This is a genomic window from Vibrio sp. B1Z05 (genome assembly GCF_052955985.1).
Map to the genome: position 1 here is coordinate 350,374 of NZ_CP130463.1, position 18,599 is coordinate 368,972.

Here is an 18,599-nt window from a genome sequence, read left to right on the forward strand (position 1 = left end):
GAAGCCATATATGCAGCAACAAGTAACCGTCGGTTTAGTGCAGATGACATCAAGTAGTGATGTCATGCAAAACTACCAATACATTGAACGGCAGGTGAGAGAATTAGCCGCGCAGCAGTGTCAGTTAGTTATTACTCCAGAAAATTGCTTGCTGTTCGATAATGCTGAAGGTTATCAAAAACTTGCAGAGGAGTTGGGTGCGGGGCCAATTCAGAGTCAAATAGCTAAACTGGCAAAAGAGTTGGCGGTTTGGATTGTCATCGGCTCTTTTCCTATTCGAGCGCCAAAAGGTAAACTCTACTCCACAAGTTTAGTGTTTAGCGATCAAGGAGAGTTAGTTGCCGACTACGCCAAAATTCATCTATTTGATGTGGAAGTGGCTGATGGACATGGTAGCTATCGCGAATCGGATTGCTTTGCGCACGGCACTGCGCCAAAGATAGTTGAGACGCCTTTCGCGAAACTCGGCTTATCGATTTGTTATGACTTACGATTCGCCAATCTGTATAACGTCTTGCGTGACGGTGGTGCGAACATATTACTAGTACCTGCCGCTTTTACTGCGGTGACGGGAGAGGCACACTGGGAAGCTCTGCTTCGTGCGAGAGCTATCGAAAACCAAGCTTGGGTGATTGGCGTAGGCCAATGTGGGCAACATTCTGCCAGCAGACAAACTTGGGGCCATTCTATGGTGATTGATCCTTGGGGTAAGGTCATTACTACAGCGCAAACCACCCCCTGCAATTTAATTGCTGATATTGAATTACATCAAGTGGAGCAAGTTCGTAAGGCAATGCCTGTTGCTGCACATCAAAAATTTTTTAGCCTCATTATCGATGAGGAAAATGAGTAAATTATGACAATTGAAACAGTAGAACAAGAGCTGTTGGCTTCAAGTGGCCTAACAGACCAAGATGTGGAGCGTACTCTTTCTTTGATTGCCGCTCGTGATATCGATTATGCGGATGTTTACTTTCAAGCGAGCTGGCATGAGACCTTAATTTTAGAAGACAGCATCATCAAGGATGGGTCATTTAATATCGACCGTGGCGTGGGTGTTAGGGCTATCAGTGGTGAGAAAACAGGGTTTGCCTATTCAGACCAGATTCAAGCTGACAGCTTAAAACAATCGGCAATTGCCGCTCGAGGCATTGCAAAGCAAGGGCAAACCGCGCAAGTTCAAACTTTCTCTCGTCACAACTCAAACAAGGTTTATTCAAGTGTTAACCCGCTGCAGAGCCTTGAAAAGCAACAGAAAATTGACCTACTGAAAGAGCTTGATATGTACATTCGTACTAAAGAGCCTTTAGTGAGCGAGGTGAACATCAGTTTAAGTGGTGTGTATGAGCAAGTGCTTGTTGCCGCTACAGACGGTACATATGCTACTGATATTCGTCCATTGGTGCGTTTATCTATTAGTGTACTCGTGCAACGTGGTGATCGCCGTGAGCGCAGTTCTTCAGGCGGTGGTGGTCGTTACGATTACCAACGATTCTTAGCGATGGATGGTAACAAAACAGTGGCTATGCACTTTGCTGATGAAGCGATTCGCCTGGCTTTAGTTAACCTTGAGTCTGATGCAGCTCCTGCCGGTGCTATGCCTGTCGTGCTAGGTGCAGGTTGGCCGGGTGTATTGCTACATGAAGCAGTGGGTCATGGCTTAGAAGGCGATTTTAACCGTAAGCAGTCATCAGTCTTTTCTGGGAAAGTGGGTGACAAAGTTACTTCCGATCTTTGTACTATTGTGGATGACGGCACTATGGTGGATCGCCGTGGTTCGTTAAACATTGACGATGAAGGGGTTGAAGGTCAATACAACACCTTAATTGAGAACGGCGTTCTTAAAGGCTACATGCAAGATAAAATGAATGCGCGTCTTATGGGTGTCGCACCTACAGGTAATGGCCGTCGTGAATCATTTGCGCACTTACCTATGCCTCGTATGACCAATACTTACATGTTGCCGGGTCAACATACACCTGAAGAGATCATTTCAACCGTCAAAAAAGGCATCTATGCGCCAAGTTTTGCCGGCGGTCAGGTTGATATTACTTCGGGTAAGTTTGTATTCTCAACCTCAGAAGCATACCTGATTGAAAACGGCAAAATCACTCGTCCAGTGAAAGATGCAACCTTAATTGGCTCTGGTATTGAAGCGATGCAGCAGGTGTCGATGATAGGTAATGATTTACAAATTGATCAGGGTGTTGGCGTGTGTGGTAAAGCGGGACAAAGCGTTCCTGTCGGCGTAGGTCAACCAACGGTTAAACTTGAAACCATCACAGTTGGTGGCACAGAGTAAGGGACACATACACACTGTAATGATAGGAAAGCCCATCATTATAGTGTGTACAATAAAGCGATTTAAGCTTCGCTGTTCAGATCTTTTAAGATCTGGAAAATCTCACGATATGCTTTAGGCGGCTTACTGGCTGCCTTTTCTTTATTTGCTTGGCGAGCTAATTGGCGTAGACGTTGTCTATCAGCTTCAGGGTACAAGCTAAGCACTTCTTCAATTGCAGAGTCACCTTCAGCAACAACGCGATCACGCAATTCTTCCAGTTTATGCAATTCAGCCGAAGCTTGAGAGTGCTTATTGTGATGTTTATCGAGCGCTGCTTGGATTGGCTCAATCTCAATTTGACGCATCACTTTGCCAATGTATTGTAGTTGACGGCGTTTGGCTTCGTTTTTAAAGCGTTGTGCATCTTTAATGGCATCAGCAAGATCTTCTGGTAACGGGAATTTATCCAGTACACCCGGTTTTAGCGCCACAAGCTCTTCGCCAAGTTTTTGCAAGGCTTCCATGTCTTGCTTCATTTCGGTTTTACTTACCCAAATGATTTCTTCTTCTTCTTCCCAAGGGGCTTTCTGGTTTTTTCTGGCCATAATTTGCTCTTAGTTACTCAATTTTGAATGCGTATTGCGCATAATTTCCGTTATTTTAACAAACAAATTGGGGAGAATGGGAAAAGCTTGGTATTCTAAACACAATTGCCTGCAAATAATTGATTTAACTATGGACGCTAGACAACAAATTGCCCAACAAAAAGTAGAATTAGAAGAAGCGGTTGCCAAAGCCCTAGCATTGGCGTCTGCCAAAGCCGATGGCGCTGAGGTAGCGATCAATAAATCTACTGGTCTGAGTGTATCCACTCGCATGTGTGAAGTAGAGAATGTCGAGTTTAATAGCGACGGCGCTCTAGGCATCACAGTTTACCGTGGCCAAAGAAAGGGAAGTGCATCCACTTCCGATCTCAGTGAAAAAGCAATCGCACAAACGGTTGCGGCTGCCTTAGATATCGCCAAGTACACATCTGAAGATCCTTGCGCAGGCCCTGCACCTGCTGAGTTGATGGTTAAAGAAGTGAAAGATCTGGACCTTTTCCATCCTGATGAGCCAAACCCTGATCATGTTGCGAAAATTGCTATTGAAGCTGAACAAGCGGCTTTGGCGTACAGCGACAAGATCAAACAAAGTGATGGCGCAAGTTATGATTCTCACTATGGCATTCGTGTTTACGGTAACTCACATGGTGTGCTAGCCAGTTATCCGTCAAGCCGTCATAGCGTTAGCTGTAGCGTCATTGGCTCGGGTGCCAATGGTGATATGGAGCGCAACTATAGTTATAGCGTTGCCCGCAGAGCAGAAGATCTTTGGTCTGCTAAAGAAGTCGGTTTAAAAGCGGCACAAAGAACCATACAGAGCTTAGATGCTCGACGTATTGCTACTGGCGAGTATCCCGTGATGTTTGCCGCTGAAGTGGCTACAGGGCTAATGGGACACTTAATTGGTGCTATTAGCGGTGGCAGTCTTTACCGTAAATCCTCTTTCTTACTTGATCATCTTGGAAAACAAATCCTGCCAGATTGGTTCAACGTAAATGAAAAGCCGCATATTCTGCGAGGTTTAGCTTCTACGCCATTTGATAGCGAAGGTGTAGCGACTAAAGATTACGACATCATCACCGATGGCAAGTTGGCAACTTACTTGCTGACCAGTTATGCCGCTCGCAAGTTGGGTATGACGGCCACAGGACACGCTGGTGGTATTCACAACTGGTTTGTTCAATCTACCGGACAAGATTACCAAGCCATGCTTAAAGAGCTGGGTACTGGCTTTTTAGTGACAGAATTAATGGGTCAGGGCGTGAATGGCGTTACCGGTGATTATTCACGTGGCGCAGCTGGGTTTTGGGTGGAAAACGGGGTGATTCAATACCCAGTTTCAGAAGTGACCGTTGCGGGCAATCTCAAAGAGATGTTCCAACGAATTGTGGCGGTAGGCAATGATGTTGAAACTCGCTCACAAATTCAAACCGGTTCTATGCTGATTGAATCGATGAAAGTTGCGGGTGTTTAACCTCTATCCACCTTTGTAGTTATTAAAAAAAACGAGCTGAAAAGCTCGTTTTTTTTATGTTGGTTAGTTCGAATACTTAGCTAGCGAAAAGCACCTAGAGTAAGAAAATCGTCGCCAGCCCCAAAAAGACCGATAAACCAATTACATCTGTAATAGTGGTCAACGCCATACCGCCTGCTAACGCGGGATCTATGTTCATTTTCTTCAATATTATCGGAATGGTAACGCCGGCGACCCCTGCCACAAATAAGTTGGTGAGCATTGCGGCGGAGATAATAAAGCCGAGCATCCAATCGTGTTTCCAGAACACAACAATTGCGCCAATAATTAATGCCCAAAGTACGCCATTTAAGAAGCCGATAGCTGCTTCTTTCATTAGCAGTTCTTTGCGGTTACTGTCACCGATATAGCCAAGTGCTAAGCCACGAATCACCAAGGCAACGGTCTGGTTACCGGCTACGCCGCCCATAGAAGGGACTATGGTCATCAATACAGCGATAGCGGCCATTTGTTCTAAGGTGGCTTCAAACATGTTGGAAACAGAAGCGGCTGCTAGGGCGGCCAGTACATTGACGCCTAACCAGACACTACGGCGACGCGCTGATTTGACTACGGGTGCAAAGGTATCTTCGTCATCATCAAGACCGGCTAAGCTCATCATGGAGTGCTCAGCATCTTCCCTAATGATATCAACCACATCATCAATGGTAATGCGCCCCACCAAATGTTGGTTTTGGTCAACAACCGGCGCGGATACCCAGTTTCTACGTTCAAACAAGCTCGCCACATCCGTATCGCTAAGATCCACCGCAATGGCTTCATCGGCGTGGGTCATGACTTCGACGACGGGGACATCAGGTTGTGTAGTTAGCAGGGTGGTGAGTGACAGGTTACCAATTAAACGGTCATCGTCGTCAATCACATACAGGGTATCAGTGGCTTCAGGCAGTTCGCCTTTCATTCGCATATAACGAAGCACAACATCAATATCAACATCGCCACGTATGGTGGTAACGTCGGTATTCATTATTCCGCCAGCGGTGTCTTCTGGATAGGAAAGGGCGGTTTCGACACGCAATCGATCCGCAGAATCCATTTGGCTTAGGACTTGTTGTGATACGTTATTAGGTAAGCTTCGAAGAACGTAGGCTACGTCATCGGTATCCATGCCTTCGGTTGCTTCTGCCAGCTTACCGGGAGCCATTTTGGATACGAGGTTATCTTTGATGTCTTCACTTAGCTCATCAAGAATTTCACCGTAATCTTCAGGGTCGGTGAGTTGCCATAGTACTTCACGGCTTTTTCTTGGCGACGCTTCAAGAAGGTGGGCAATGTCCTCTGGCTCCATAGATTGGAGCTGGCGCCTAACGAAGACAAAGCGGCCATTATCCAGCGCATCACTCACTTCTTGAAGCGTTTGGTGGGCTTGATCAAACTCGATCTGTTCCGCCATTATTTGCCTCCATTAGGTGTGTACACTAAATAAATTAATAGAAGGATATTAGCCTATTTTATTCAAGGGGTTAATAAGTTCTTAAATCTAAAACGAATATTTTAATAGACTGAGTGAAAATTATACCAATCACACTAAACAAGCTAGAGTGAGCAGTTATTTAGTACGAGCGGTATTATTCATCTTCTTCGAATTTTTCTTCGATGAGGGCGCACACCGCTTGTAGAGCCTGCGGTGCTTGGGTGCCGTTGGCGGTCACTGTGACGTATTCTCCCTGCGCAGATTCGAGCATCAGTAGTGCCATTACGCTATCAGCGTCGGCACTATTGCCGTCATTACTGACGGTAACTTTAGCATCAAAGCTTTGGGCTAATTCGACAAGTTTTACCGCAGCGCGAGCATGCAATCCCAGTTTATTAATGATGAGTAAGCGACGAGATTGGATCACTTTTGTTGCTCTAATTGATTGTGACGAATAAGCACTTGTTGCCCTTGTGCAAGAAAGTATTCACCGATTTGCTGAGTAAGGAATACCGAGCGGTGCTTACCGCCAGTACAGCCAATCGCAACCGTAAGGTAGCTACGATTGTTTTTTTCTAGAGCCGGAAGCCAGCGTTCAATAAAAGCTTGGATTTGCTCTTTTAGCTCAACCACATCGTCAAAGCCGTAAAGGTAATCACAAATGGGTTTATCTAAACCGGTTAAAGGTCTTAGCGTGGGTTCCCAGTGTGGGTTCGGCAGGAAGCGAACATCAAAAACATAGTCAACATCAGAGGGTAGTCCATGTTTGAAGCCAAAGGATTGAAAGACCATGACCAACTCTTGGCCATCACGGCCTAGGATACGCTTTCTCACCATTTCGCTGAGTTCGTGAATAGACAGTTTACTGCTATCTATGACCAGATCGGCTCGTTCTTTTAATGCAGACAGTAAGATCTTTTCTTCTACAATGGCTTGCTGAAGGGATCGTGAATCTTTGATTAATGAGAGAGGGTGAATGCGTCGGGTTTCGCTATAGCGCTTAACTAGGGTTTCTTCGTTTGCTTCAAGATAAAGAACCGTCACTTGAACGGAATCATCTAGCGTCGTGAGTACCGCTGTGACTTGCTTTGGGTTACTCGGTAAGTTACGAATATCAATACTCACCGCAACTTTGGTTTGTTTTGGGCTTAGACCGTCGACAAAAGAGCTAAGCAGGGCTACTGGGAGGTTATCGACACAATAGTAGCCTATATCTTCTAAGGCACGTAGAGCGACGCTTTTTCCGCCACCGGAATTACCACTAACAACAACAAGTTGGCGAGATTCAGGCATTCTTTTATCCCTTTGGACACTCAATCGATTCTGCAACCATTATTTCAAACAGCTCTTCATCGGATTTTGCATGACGAAGCTGTTTAAGAATTTTTTTGTCATTCAGGCGTTCCGCCATACAAGACAGTGTTTTTAAATGTTCTTTGCATTGATTTTCTGGAACCAACAGCGCAAATAACAAATCAACCGGACGATTGTCGATAGCATCAAATTCAATGGCTTCATCACATTGTAATAGGACGGCAATCGCCTGGTCTGAATTACTCATTCGTGCATGTGGAATGGCAATACCGTTGCCAATCCCTGTGCTGCCTAGTTTTTCTCTGCCGAGCATACATTCAAATAGATCCGTGGAATCTTGGCCTGAATGGGTTGCTGCAATTTGGCTAATAAGCTCTAGAGCGCGCTTCTTACTAGTACAATGGACTGCACTTTTGGTGCAGTCCAAAGACAATACTTGATTAATTTGCATGGTTAATGGCTACTTAACTTCTCTTTATGCTTGGTCAGCTGGCGAACCAGCTTATCGACTAATGCGTCGATGGCTGCATACATATTTTCTTCTTCAGCGGTGGCGTGAATGTCGCCTTGGCTTACATGGAGCGTAGCTTCCGCAATATGGTTAACTTTTTCAAGTTTTAAAATAACTTGAACGTTATTAATGTGTTCAAAGAAACGCTCGAGTTTCTGAAACTTAGTATCAACGTACTCTTGAAGTGACTCTGTAAGTTCTACATGGTGACCAGTGATATTAATTTGCATAAGCGTTCCTTCTGTTAAGGCCTAAACTAGGCGTTTTCGTTGACTAGAGGGGGCGATACCTAATGATTCGCGGTATTTTGCCACTGTGCGTCTTGCAACTTTTACCTCTTGTTCAGCGAGTAGAGCGGTAATTTTATTATCGCTCAATGGTTTAGCTGTGTTCTCTTCTGCGACCAATTTTTTGATCAGTGCACGAATCGCAGTCGAGGACTTATCTTCTCCATCATTATTACTAACATGACTGGAGAAAAAATATTTTAGTTCAAAAATACCGCGTGGTGTGTGCATATATTTCTGAGTTGTGACGCGTGATATAGTCGATTCATGCATATCAATCGCCTCGGCTACATCATTTAAAATCATTGGTTGCATTGCTTCAGCGCCTTTTTCGAAGAACTCCTGCTGAGTTTCAACAATGCATCTGGCGACTTTAAGCAGGGTATCACTGCGACTTTCAAGGCTTTTGATTAACCATTTTGCTTCTTGCAGTTGGTCTTTAATGTATTGGCTGTCACTGCTGTTTGCCCCTGTAATAGTGGCATACTGCTGGTTGACCTCAAGTTTGGGCATATCGGTATTATTGAGAAAGACCGTCCACTTGCCGTTCACCTTGATCACATTAATATCGGGTACAACGTATTCAATATCACTGTTGCCAATTTGACTACCCGGTCGCGGGTCTAACTGTTGGATAAGCTGCAATATAGCGATTAAATCGCTTTCTTTGAGCTTAGTTTCTTTAATGATTAATTTGTAGTCGCGATTAGCTAAATGTTCGATATGATTTTTTAAAATCTCACAAGCTTGCTGTTTACGTGGCGTGTCATCAGGAAGGGCATACAATTGCAACAATAGACATTCTTGTAAATTGCGAGAGCCAACACCAAGGGGTTCAAATTGCTGAATACGTTTGAGAACCGCAACGGTTTCATCTTCTTCAACATCGGGAAGGGATAAACTGGCGGTAATTTCAGCGGTGGAAAGCGTTAAGAAACCTTGATCGTCAATAGCATCAATGATGGCAATCGCAATCGCATGATCGGTCTCAGAAAACGGAGTGAGTTCTAACTGCCACAGTAAGTGATCAAAGAGACTGGTTTGAGTTTCGCCTTGGTAGATAGGCAATTCATCATCAAGAGCTACACCAGTATTGCCTGAATTGGAGCTGTACACGTCCTCCCAAGAGGTGTCGACAGCAAGTTCGTCACCAATGGAGTTAGAGGCCATTAATTCAGAACTGTCTTGTGCGCTCGGTTCTGTGCTTTCTTGCTGGTTGTTTTCTTTTGGAGATTCGGTTTTTTCTTCCGATTGAGTGCTCTCTTCGGAAACTTGCAACAAGGGATTAGAGTCTAATGCTTGCTGAATCTCTTGTTGAAGCTCAAAACTAGACAACTGCAATAAGCGTATGGCTTGTTGCAGTTGTGGGGTCATGGCAAGGTGTTGACCAAACTTAAGTTGTAATGCTGCTTTCATAATTATGAGTCGCCTGCAGTGGGCCGTCTAGAGACGGAACTGTTCACCGAGGTAAACTTTCTTAACCTGTTCGTTGCTAAGCACTTGCTCGGGCGTACCTTCGGCAATTAAGTGTCCTTGGCTTACGATGTATGCTCGCTCACATACGTCCAGGGTTTCGCGCACATTGTGGTCAGTGATAAGTACCCCTAAACCACGATCTCTTAAATGTTCAATAATCTTTTTGATGTCGATAACGGATATTGGGTCGACGCCCGCAAAAGGTTCATCCAGCAGAATAAACTGCGGATTGGCGGCCAATGCACGTGCGATTTCCACACGGCGACGTTCACCACCGGAGAGAGCCATACCGTTACTTTTACGAATGTGTTGAATGTTGAATTCGTCTAATAGCTCTTCAAGCTTTTCATCACGCTCTTGCTTAGAGATTTCATTGCGAGTTTGCAATACGGCGTAAATGTTATCTTCAACAGAGAGCTTTCTAAATATAGACGCTTCTTGTGGAAGATAGCCAATGCCCATTCGAGAACGACTGTGCATCGGTAGAATACTGATATCCTGATCATCAATCAGAATTCGTCCTTCGTCACGAGCAACTAATCCCACAATCATGTAAAAAGAGGTGGTTTTGCCTGCGCCATTTGGCCCTAGTAGACCTACGATCTGCCCCGATTCTACTTGCAGGCTTACGTCTGCAACCACTTTGCGGTTTTTATAGCTTTTCGCTAGGTGTTCAGCTTTCAATACTGCCATAGGTCGACTATTTATTCTCTTTTGGTTGAGGTTGTAGCACGGTTGATACTCGAGAGCCTTTACCACCCTCAGCGATCATTTTCTCGGTGGTGATATGGTAGATAATTCGTTGGCCGTTGATCGTGCTGTCATCTTGAGCCAGCATTGCCTGTTTGATCATAATTAATTGATCTTGAGACATATCGTAATACAGCTCTTCTGCATGACCGTGAATAGTTTTGCCATCATCGGTTTTTTGAGAGAACTTAGCGAGCTTTCCATAAGCTTCAATTTTTTTTATGGCGCCGTCACTAGGGTTACGATAGACAATGACCTTGTCCCCTTTCACATTGATACTGCCTTGGCGCATTTTTACGTCACCAATAAAAGTAACCTTGTTACTCTTCATATCAAGTTGTTGACTGTCAGAGTCGATGTACACCGGTTGCTCTGAATCGGTAGAGAGCGCATAAACTGAAGGAGACAGTAATATTCCCAGTAAAAGACTAAGGCTTAGCTTTTTCATAGATCCCTTTTACATGATTGAACAAGACGGCTTCATTTTTATCCAAATTTCCCTGCATGGCTTGGCCAATATTGAGAAACTGAGGTCCTTTTAGAGTCACTTGGACGTCGGAACTAAAGTCTTTGCTGTCGAGCTCAATTGTCATTTTATCTGTAGTTAATGTTTCAAAACTGGCGTCAGGAAGTAAATTTGTCGCAATGACATTTCCGGCTAACGTCAGTTGATGATTCTTATCTAAAACGGCGGTATCTGAAACCACTTGCCACTCTTCGACTGTCCCATCACGATACACATACATTATGAGGTTATCAAATAGGGTGTCGCCACTGGTTGCGTAGTGATCCAGTTTTTCGGAACTGATTTTGTAGCTACGAATACCGTCAAGATCGTAAGTGGTGTTGGTCACTTGGCGTCCGGTAAACATAGGTAATTCAGTGCTAGGTTCAACCTGAATAACCTCTTGTTCTTGATTTATCAGTAGATAATAACCGGATACACAGATAATACCGATTAACACTATCTGAAAAATGCGAGAACCCGTCATATACTCAGACCTTTATGTTGCTCTAATTCTCCACGAGCTTGCAAAATAAGGTCGCACACCTCGCGTACTGCGCCATGGCCGCCCTTTATTTTAGTGACATAGTTAGCTCGTTGTACTAGCAATGGGTGCCCATCGTTGACGCACACTTTTAATGCGACTTTTTCCATCACGGGCCAATCGATCAGATCATCACCGATATAACCGGTATGTTCAGGGAAAATATTGAGCTTATCGATAATGTCATTGTAGGCTTTAATTTTGTCGTCTTGCCCTTGATAGATGAGCGTTATGCCCAAACCGCGCATACGATTTTCGACGATTTGTGAGCGACGTCCAGTTACGATAGCGATTTCGATGCCGGCGTTCATCAGTGATTTTATGCCGTAGCCATCACGTGTATGAAAAGTTTTGAGTTCTTCGCCAGCATTGCCCATGTAGACGAGACCGTCAGAGAATACGCCGTCTACATCACAAATAAGCAGCTTAATTTGTTTTGCTATAGCAAAAACAGGCTTTGAAACTGGACCGTATAGAGAATCGACCATTTCATTCATGAATTACATTACTCCAGCTTTTAAAAGGTCGTGCATGTTGAGCGCGCCAACCAGTTTATCATTTTCACATAGCAATAGGGCAGTGATACTGCGCTCTTGCATCATATTCAATCCTTCTACAGCCAACAGAGATGGCGATGCGTAGCTTGGATTTTTTGACATTACATCACCAATAACGGTGCAGTGGATGTCGATTCTTTTATCGAGAAGGCGTCGCAAGTCGCCATCGGTAAATATGCCTAAGATTTTGTCTGCATCATCGACAATAGCGGTCATTCCTAAACCTTTTTCGCTTATCTCAATTAAAGCATCTTTGATTAAAGCATCTGCTTTAACTTTAGGAACATCTGTACCAGTATGCATAATGTTTTCTAGTTTTAGTAGTAACTTGCGCCCCAAGGCGCCGCCAGGGTGAGACAGCGCAAAGTCTTCGGCGGTAAAGCCGCGTGCTTGCATCAAAGCCATTGCTAGCGCATCACCCATCACTAAGGTGGCCGTGGTGCTGCTTGTTGGGGCTAACTCAATTGGGCATGCCTCATGAGGTACAGCGATACATAGGTGGATATCCGCCAGTTTTGCCATGTTTGAATTTGGCTTGCCAGTCATGCTGATGATTTGAATATTAAGGCGCTTTAACACAGGGAAAAGAGAAAGGATCTCTTGTGATTCACCTGAATTAGAGATGGCCAGAACAATATCGCCGGGCGCAATCATACCTAAATCACCGTGAGCGGCTTCACCGGGGTGGACAAAAAAAGCTGACGTACCTGTGCTGGCTAAGGTCGCAGCAATCTTGTTGCCAATATGGCCAGATTTACCCATTCCCATTACCACAACTTTGCCGTGTTTATTGGCAAGGATAGTGTCGCAAGCTTGGTCAAAATCACGATTAAAATATTGAGACAGTTGGGTGAGTCCTGCTATCTCAGTATTGAGTACATTTTGCGCTGCTTTTTGGTAGTCAAATTTTACTGTCATGTGAATCTCCTTATGCACCTACATTGAAAAAGAGATAGCTTTGGTAGGCAACAAATATGGCAAAGAGTATCCCACCTTCTATTCGAGTGATCTTTTTCGATTTACCTAGCGCCATAATGACCAATAAAACGGAAACGCCGAGCATGACCCAAAAGTCACGATTCATGGCATTCTCGTTAAGAAAAGAAGGGTGCAATAAGCCCGGAATGCCCATAACTGCCAGTATATTGAAGACGTTGGAGCCAATAATATTACCCACCGCCATATCATCTTCGCCTTTCATGACCCCAGCTAATGAGGCCGCTAATTCTGGCAAGCTAGTACCGATGGCAATGATGGTCAGTCCAATCACAAGATCGCTCATGCCAAAATACTTGGCAATATAAACGGCATTATTGACTAATAGATTTGCCGCCAGTGGCAGTAAAATAAGGCCTACAACGATCCAGAAAATGGCTTTTTTGTTCTCCACGCCGTCAGGGACTTCAGACTCTTGCTCACTGAGCATGTTATCGCCAACGTGTTTCTCTGTTCGAGAAATGTGTAGCATCGCCAGAATGAACGCAACAAACAGCACAACAAGTAATACACCTTCGGTAAAACCAAGGTAGTGATCCCACATGATGCCACCGGCAATCAAGGTGACACCTATCATCAGTGGCAACTCGCGTCGTAATATACCTGAGCTAACGATTAAAGGCTTAACCAGTGCGGTGATACCTAAAATAAGCGCTATGTTGGCAATGTTTGAACCAAGTACATTACCGACAGCAGTATCCGTTCGACCGTCTAAAGCTGCGGTGGCAGAAACCATCATTTCTGGAGCAGAAGAGCCCATGGCAAGAATGGTCATACCGATGACCAAGGGAGATATTCCAAAATTTCTAGCTAATGCAGCTGAACCGAATACCAGTTTATCGGCACTCCAAACCAGCATGATTAAACCAACGACAAGTAGACAAATCGCTACGATCATTTGTGTGCTCTTTATTAATTGGTACGAGTTAAACAGTGATTTTGACGTTAAGCTGTCAAAAAGGGAAGATTTTAGACGAATTATTTACACACAAGTCTGATAAAATTCCTATGATTAAGTCGACCAACTGTCTGATATATTCAACTTTTTTGATATTGGATGGTTTTCAGGTCACAACAAGGAGTGTTGATGCTCGAAGCTAAAAACAAAATTACATTAGATAAGGTGACATTTTCTCGGGGTTCCAGAGTGGTTTTTGACAACATCAGTTTGTCGATTCCACAAGGTAAAATCACCGCGATAATGGGACCTTCGGGTATAGGTAAAACCACCTTGCTCAAACTTATCGCAGGGCAAATTCCGCCAGATAGCGGTGATATATGGTTTGAGCAACAAAACATTCCCAAGCTTAGCCGTGGTGAGCTTTATCAAGTTCGTAAGAAAATGAGCATGCTATTTCAATCTGGGGCACTGTTTACTGACTTGAATGTTTTCGACAATGTCGCGTTCCCGATTCGTGAGCACACTCAGTTATCGGAATCTTTCATTCGTACTATTGTGCTCCTTAAATTAGAAGCGGTCGGATTGCGAGGCGCTGCCCAGTTAATGCCTAGTGAACTATCCGGAGGCATGACCCGAAGAGTCGCTCTGGCACGCGCCATTGCATTAGACCCTGACGTTGTAATGTATGATGAGCCTTTTGTGGGGCAAGATCCGATCACTATGGGAGTGTTGGTTGAACTGATTAAAAAGTTAAACCAAGCATTAGGCGTAACTTCAATTGTGGTGTCGCATGATGTGCCTGAGTTAATGAGCATTGCAGATTACGTGTATTTGATCGCAGATAAAAAGGTGATTGCAAGCGGTGAGCCAGTTGATATTGAACAAAGCCAAGATCCGCGCGTACAACAGTTTTTACATGGCAGCGCTGATGGCGCTGTGCCGTTTGCATTTCCGTCAGCACCATTAGAAAGGGATTTATTTCAACGATGATATCTTGGGCTATCAATAAAGTTGCCGACATAGGCGCATCAGGGATCAGAGTTACCCGCTCTTTTGGGCGAGCAACCTTGATGCTGTTTGGTGCTCTGGTGGCTAAACCGCAGCCAATGAAAAATATACCGCTATTGTTTAAGCAACTCTATTCTGTAGGCGCTCAATCACTGGTGATTACTTTGGTTTCAGGTTTATTCATCGGTATGGTGCTGAGTTTACAGGGCTATGTTGTGCTGGTGGATTACGGCGCTGAAGGAAGCTTAGGGCAAATGGTCGCGCTTTCCTTATTACGAGAGCTTGGTCCGGTGGTTACCGCATTATTGTTTGCAGGCCGAGCAGGCTCTGCATTGACCGCCGAAATAGGATTGATGAAAGCAACGGAACAACTTTCAAGTCTGGAAATGATGGCGGTCGATCCATTAAAACGCATTATCAGCCCTCGATTTTGGGCCGGCGTTATTTCAATGCCATTGTTGACGATGATTTTTATCGCGGTGGGTATTTTAGGCGGACACATTGTTGGCGTGGATTGGAAAGGAATCGATCACGGCAGTTTTTGGTCTGCAATGCAGTCATCAGTAGAGCTGGGACGAGATATAGGTAATAGCGTAATTAAATCATTGGTGTTTGCTGTAACTATAGTTTGGATAGCGCTGTTTAATGGTTATGATGCTGTCCCTACCTCAGAAGGTATCAGTCAAGCAACGACTCGCACTGTAGTGCATTCTTCTCTAGCTGTATTGGGGCTAGATTTTGTTTTAACCGCATTAATGTTTGGAAGTTAAGTATGAATCAATCAAGGAAGTTAGAATTGTGGGTTGGTAGTTTTATCATCTTAGGCATTGTGGCGGTGATGTTTATGATATTTAAGGTTGCTGATGTAAAGTCGCTGGGAAGCCAAGATAGTTATAAACTTAAAGCATCTTTCGATAATATAGGCAGCCTAAAAGTACGTTCCCCGGTAAAAGTGGGTGGAGTAGTGGTAGGTAGAGTATCGGACATTACACTCGATACTGAATACTTTACGCCAGTGGTCACTTTGACTATTGAAGAGCGTTTTGGTCACTTTCCAGATACTTCAAGTGCCCATATCTTAACGTCAGGTTTAATTGGTGAGCAATATATTAGCTTAATACCGGGCTTTATGGATGATGACGCCGAGATACTCAAGGATGGTGATTTGATCGAAGATACCAAGTCAGCCTTGGTTCTGGAAGATTTGATCGGGCAGTTTATGTACAGCGTAGGCGATAATTCAGGGAAATAATCATGAAAATTATGACAAGACTTATCTTATTGATGGCGATGTTGTCTTCCTCTATTGCATGGGGTGACACAGTGGATAAAACCCAGCCTTATCAGATGATGGAAATAGTGGGCAGTCGTACTTTTGATAGACTTAAAAATGAACAAGCCCAACTTAGAGAGTCTCCAGAGCAATTAAAAGTGGTGGTTGAAGAAGAGCTAATGCCTTACGTCAACGACCGTTATGCTGGACTTAAAGTATTAGGTAATTACTTAAGAAAAGCTGACAAGGGTGAAGTGGCTGACTTTTTGGTCGCATTTAGAGCGTACTTAGTAACGGCTTATGCGCAGGTGTTAACTCAGTATAAAGATCAAGAGATCAAATACACACCGCCTCGCAATCTTCGCGATGATCAACGCATTGTGTCTATCCCTGTTGAAATTATGCAGGCTAATCGACCTGCGATAAAATTAGAGTTTAAGTGGCGTAAAAACAAAAAAACCAATGAGTGGCAAGCGTTTGATATGGTGGCAGAAGGCGTCAGTCTGTTATCAAGTAAGCAATCGGAGTGGGGCGGCAAAATACGTAAAGATGGTCTGCCAGCCGTCACTCATGAGTTAGCCACTTTAGCGAAAACACCAATCCATTATGACTCTGCTAAATGATGAGTGATAAAGCGGTTTGGACCATGATTGATGATCAGCATGCCATGCTAAGTGGTGTGCTCAATCGAAACTATATTCCGCAGCTATGGCAGCAAATAGCACAGTGGCAGCCAAAGGTTGAACGACTAGATCTCGACCTAAGTGCCGTATTAAGTACAGATTCTGCGGCAATGGCGCTGATTCTGCACATAATTGACCATGCAAAAAATTGTGACTGCCATATAATGTTGCGATCTGTACCTAATAAACTGCTTACTTTATTTGAAGTGAGCAATGCAATGCCATTATTGGTAGAGCACATAGAAATCGAAATTGAGGGTGAAAGTGGATAGTACACAAGTTAAAGAACTGCTCGACGAAGCGTTGCAGCTAGCAGAGATTCATGTAAAAGGAGAGGGTAGCCACTTTGAAGTGATTGCTGTTGATGCTTCTTTTGAAGGAATGAGCCGTGTTAAGAAGCAGCAGTTTATTTATGCGCCGCTAACGGATTACATTCAACGCAACGAAATTCACGCACTATCAATAAAAGCTTTTACTCCCGAGGAGTGGCAGCGTGATAAAAAACTAATGTCGCTTTAAGGACTAATAATGGAAAAATTTCGAGTAACTGGCTCTTCAGCGCCTTTAAGCGGTGAAGTGTCAATTTCTGGCGCAAAAAATGCGGCGTTACCTATTTTGTTCTCGGCTATTTTGGCTGAAGAACCTGTTGTTTTACACAACGTACCAAAACTACGTGACATTAATACTAGCCTAGCTTTGTTACAACAATTAGGTGTTAAAGCATCTCGTGATGGAGATACGACCACTTTATTTGTTGATGCTTCAGGTATTAATGAATACTGTGCGCCCTATGAGTTAGTAAAAACCATGCGTGCTTCTATTTGGGCTTTAGGTCCTTTGGTAGCAAGGTTTGGTGAAGGTCAAGTCAGTCTACCTGGCGGCTGTGCTATCGGTGCTCGCCCTGTTGATTTGCACATTCAAGGCCTAGAAAGCCTGGGTGCAAACATCACTATTGAAGATGGCTACGTAAAAGCAAAAGTGGATGGCCGCTTACAAGGCGCTCATATCATCATGGATAAAGTGAGCGTTGGCGCAACGATCACTATCATGAGTGCGGCGGCGTTAGCTGAAGGTACTACGGTTCTTGATAATGCTGCACGTGAACCTGAAATTGTCGATACGGCTGATTTCTTGATTGCGCTTGGTGCGAAAATTACCGGTGCAGGTACTGATACCATCACGATTGAAGGTGTTGAACGTCTTGCCGGTGGTGAGCATACTGTTGTTCCCGATCGCATCGAAACCGGTACTTTCTTAGTCGCAGCTGCTGTGTCTGGTGGTAAAGTGGTATGTCATAACACTCGTGCTAACTTACTGGAAGCGGTATTAGCTAAGCTAGAAGAAGCTGGCGCTAAGATTGAAACGGGCGAAGATTGGATTTCTGCGGATATGACGGGCGACAGAGAGCTAAAAGCGATCACTGTTCGCACGGCGCCATACCCAGGTTTCCCAACGGATATGCAAGCGCAATTTACCCTGCTGAATATGATGGCCAAAGGCGGCGGCGTAATCACAGAAACTATCTTTGAAAACCGCTTCATGCACGTTCCTGAATTGCAACGCATGGGCGCGAAAGCGGAGATTGAAGGTCACACGGTTATCTGTGGTGATAGCGAAGGTTTAAGTGGCACACAAGTTATGGCGACTGACCTACGCGCTTCGGCAAGCCTAGTTATTGCTGGTTGCATTGCTAGCGGTGAGACGATTGTTGATCGCATTTACCATATCGATAGAGGTTATGATCGAATTGAACATAAATTGAGTCTGCTTGGCGCCAATATTGAAAGGTTTAGCGACTAATCACATTTAGATTCTATTTAAGACCGAAACCTTGTGGTTTCGGTTTTTTTATTTGATAGACTGTTAACTTCTCACTTTCTTTGTCCAGCAAGCCTGAGCTATGAAAGAGAAAATAAGAGACTTAGTGAAAAACTAGGCTTTATACAATGATACTCTC

The 18,599-nt window shown here is 44.2% G+C and carries 23 protein-coding genes; 10 read left to right on the forward strand and 13 right to left on the reverse strand.

The features are described from left to right. Positions 1 to 10: 10 nt before the first annotated feature. Together QV280_RS01680 and tldD are read left to right on the forward strand one after the other, a co-directional pair. Positions 11 to 853, forward strand: coding sequence for a carbon-nitrogen hydrolase family protein (locus QV280_RS01680; protein WP_152821364.1), 843 nt, complete (start codon positions 11 to 13; stop codon positions 851 to 853). A 3-nt stretch (positions 854 to 856) separates the two neighbouring features. After that, entirely contained in the window at positions 857 to 2,302 is a 1,446-nt protein-coding gene (gene tldD, locus QV280_RS01685) for a metalloprotease TldD (RefSeq protein ID WP_023402564.1), read from the forward strand. Positions 2,303 to 2,364: 62 nt separating this feature from the next. On the opposite strand, the gene yjgA is transcribed toward tldD, so the two are convergent. Continuing rightward, on the reverse strand, positions 2,365 to 2,889 hold the full coding sequence (gene yjgA / locus QV280_RS01690) for a ribosome biogenesis factor YjgA (protein ID WP_023402565.1): 525 nt from the start codon (positions 2,887 to 2,889) through the stop codon (positions 2,365 to 2,367). A gap of 130 nt (positions 2,890 to 3,019) precedes the next feature. Here yjgA and pmbA point away from each other — a divergent pair, with 130 nt between their 5' ends. Then, entirely contained in the window at positions 3,020 to 4,363 is a 1,344-nt protein-coding gene (pmbA, locus tag QV280_RS01695; RefSeq protein ID WP_039969941.1) for a metalloprotease PmbA, read from the forward strand. Between the two features lie 94 nt (positions 4,364 to 4,457). On the opposite strand, the gene mgtE is transcribed toward pmbA, so the two are convergent. From mgtE to QV280_RS01755, 12 genes are all read right to left on the reverse strand, one after another. Beyond that, complete coding sequence (gene mgtE / locus QV280_RS01700; protein ID WP_152821362.1) at positions 4,458 to 5,816, reverse strand: magnesium transporter; 1,359 nt, start codon at positions 5,814 to 5,816, stop codon at positions 4,458 to 4,460. A 175-nt stretch (positions 5,817 to 5,991) separates the two neighbouring features. Beyond that, positions 5,992 to 6,264 (reverse strand): HPr family phosphocarrier protein, encoded by a 273-nt coding sequence (locus QV280_RS01705; protein WP_023402568.1) that lies wholly within the window; start codon positions 6,262 to 6,264, stop codon positions 5,992 to 5,994. After that, a complete protein-coding gene (rapZ, locus tag QV280_RS01710; RefSeq protein WP_152821360.1) occupies positions 6,261 to 7,130 on the reverse strand; it encodes an RNase adapter RapZ in 870 nt (289 codons plus the stop codon). Before rapZ ends, QV280_RS01705 begins: the two co-directional genes overlap by 4 nt. A 4-nt stretch (positions 7,131 to 7,134) precedes the next feature. Further along, a complete protein-coding gene (gene ptsN / locus QV280_RS01715) occupies positions 7,135 to 7,602 on the reverse strand; it encodes a PTS IIA-like nitrogen regulatory protein PtsN (RefSeq protein ID WP_023402570.1) in 468 nt (155 codons plus the stop codon). Between the two features lie 2 nt (positions 7,603 to 7,604). Further along, positions 7,605 to 7,892, reverse strand: a complete 288-nt coding sequence (gene hpf, locus QV280_RS01720; RefSeq protein ID WP_023402571.1) for a ribosome hibernation promoting factor — start codon at positions 7,890 to 7,892, stop codon at positions 7,605 to 7,607. Positions 7,893 to 7,913: 21 nt separating this feature from the next. Beyond that, positions 7,914 to 9,365: an RNA polymerase factor sigma-54 gene (locus tag QV280_RS01725; RefSeq protein WP_152821357.1), complete on the reverse strand. Its 1,452-nt coding sequence runs from the start codon at positions 9,363 to 9,365 to the stop codon at positions 7,914 to 7,916. 27 nt (positions 9,366 to 9,392) lie between these two features. Next, positions 9,393 to 10,118, reverse strand: a complete 726-nt coding sequence (gene lptB, locus QV280_RS01730) for an LPS export ABC transporter ATP-binding protein (RefSeq protein WP_021712403.1) — start codon at positions 10,116 to 10,118, stop codon at positions 9,393 to 9,395. A gap of 7 nt (positions 10,119 to 10,125) precedes the next feature. Further along, a complete protein-coding gene (lptA, locus tag QV280_RS01735) occupies positions 10,126 to 10,623 on the reverse strand; it encodes a lipopolysaccharide transport periplasmic protein LptA (protein ID WP_023402573.1) in 498 nt (165 codons plus the stop codon). Beyond that, a complete protein-coding gene (gene lptC / locus QV280_RS01740; RefSeq protein WP_023402574.1) occupies positions 10,604 to 11,167 on the reverse strand; it encodes an LPS export ABC transporter periplasmic protein LptC in 564 nt (187 codons plus the stop codon). Before lptC ends, lptA begins: the two co-directional genes overlap by 20 nt. Next, entirely contained in the window at positions 11,164 to 11,721 is a 558-nt protein-coding gene (gene kdsC / locus QV280_RS01745; RefSeq protein ID WP_152821355.1) for a 3-deoxy-manno-octulosonate-8-phosphatase KdsC, read from the reverse strand. Before kdsC ends, lptC begins: the two co-directional genes overlap by 4 nt. Before the next feature lie 3 nt (positions 11,722 to 11,724). Further along, on the reverse strand, positions 11,725 to 12,699 hold the full coding sequence (gene kdsD / locus QV280_RS01750) for an arabinose-5-phosphate isomerase KdsD (RefSeq protein WP_152821353.1): 975 nt from the start codon (positions 12,697 to 12,699) through the stop codon (positions 11,725 to 11,727). Positions 12,700 to 12,709: 10 nt separating this feature from the next. Then, positions 12,710 to 13,675, reverse strand: a complete 966-nt coding sequence (locus QV280_RS01755; protein WP_023402577.1) for a calcium/sodium antiporter — start codon at positions 13,673 to 13,675, stop codon at positions 12,710 to 12,712. 189 nt (positions 13,676 to 13,864) lie between these two features. Between QV280_RS01755 and mlaF the strand changes: the two genes are divergently transcribed. The 7 genes from mlaF to murA are packed head-to-tail and all read left to right on the forward strand — an operon-like array spanning position 13,865 to position 18,442. Next, a complete protein-coding gene (mlaF, locus tag QV280_RS01760) occupies positions 13,865 to 14,668 on the forward strand; it encodes a phospholipid ABC transporter ATP-binding protein MlaF (protein ID WP_023402578.1) in 804 nt (267 codons plus the stop codon). Beyond that, positions 14,665 to 15,456, forward strand: coding sequence for a lipid asymmetry maintenance ABC transporter permease subunit MlaE (gene mlaE / locus QV280_RS01765; protein WP_023402579.1), 792 nt, complete (start codon positions 14,665 to 14,667; stop codon positions 15,454 to 15,456). Before mlaF ends, mlaE begins: the two co-directional genes overlap by 4 nt. A 2-nt stretch (positions 15,457 to 15,458) precedes the next feature. Continuing rightward, entirely contained in the window at positions 15,459 to 15,938 is a 480-nt protein-coding gene (gene mlaD / locus QV280_RS01770) for an outer membrane lipid asymmetry maintenance protein MlaD (RefSeq protein WP_023402580.1), read from the forward strand. A 2-nt stretch (positions 15,939 to 15,940) separates the two neighbouring features. Then, entirely contained in the window at positions 15,941 to 16,582 is a 642-nt protein-coding gene (gene mlaC / locus QV280_RS01775) for a phospholipid-binding protein MlaC (protein ID WP_023402581.1), read from the forward strand. Then, positions 16,579 to 16,914: an STAS domain-containing protein gene (locus tag QV280_RS01780; protein ID WP_023402582.1), complete on the forward strand. Its 336-nt coding sequence runs from the start codon at positions 16,579 to 16,581 to the stop codon at positions 16,912 to 16,914. Before mlaC ends, QV280_RS01780 begins: the two co-directional genes overlap by 4 nt. Next, positions 16,907 to 17,161, forward strand: a complete 255-nt coding sequence (gene ibaG, locus QV280_RS01785; protein WP_023402583.1) for a BolA family iron metabolism protein IbaG — start codon at positions 16,907 to 16,909, stop codon at positions 17,159 to 17,161. The genes QV280_RS01780 and ibaG overlap by 8 nt, the downstream gene beginning before the upstream one ends. 9 nt (positions 17,162 to 17,170) lie before the next feature. Beyond that, positions 17,171 to 18,442, forward strand: a complete 1,272-nt coding sequence (gene murA / locus QV280_RS01790) for a UDP-N-acetylglucosamine 1-carboxyvinyltransferase (RefSeq protein WP_023402584.1) — start codon at positions 17,171 to 17,173, stop codon at positions 18,440 to 18,442. Positions 18,443 to 18,599 lie beyond the last annotated feature (157 nt).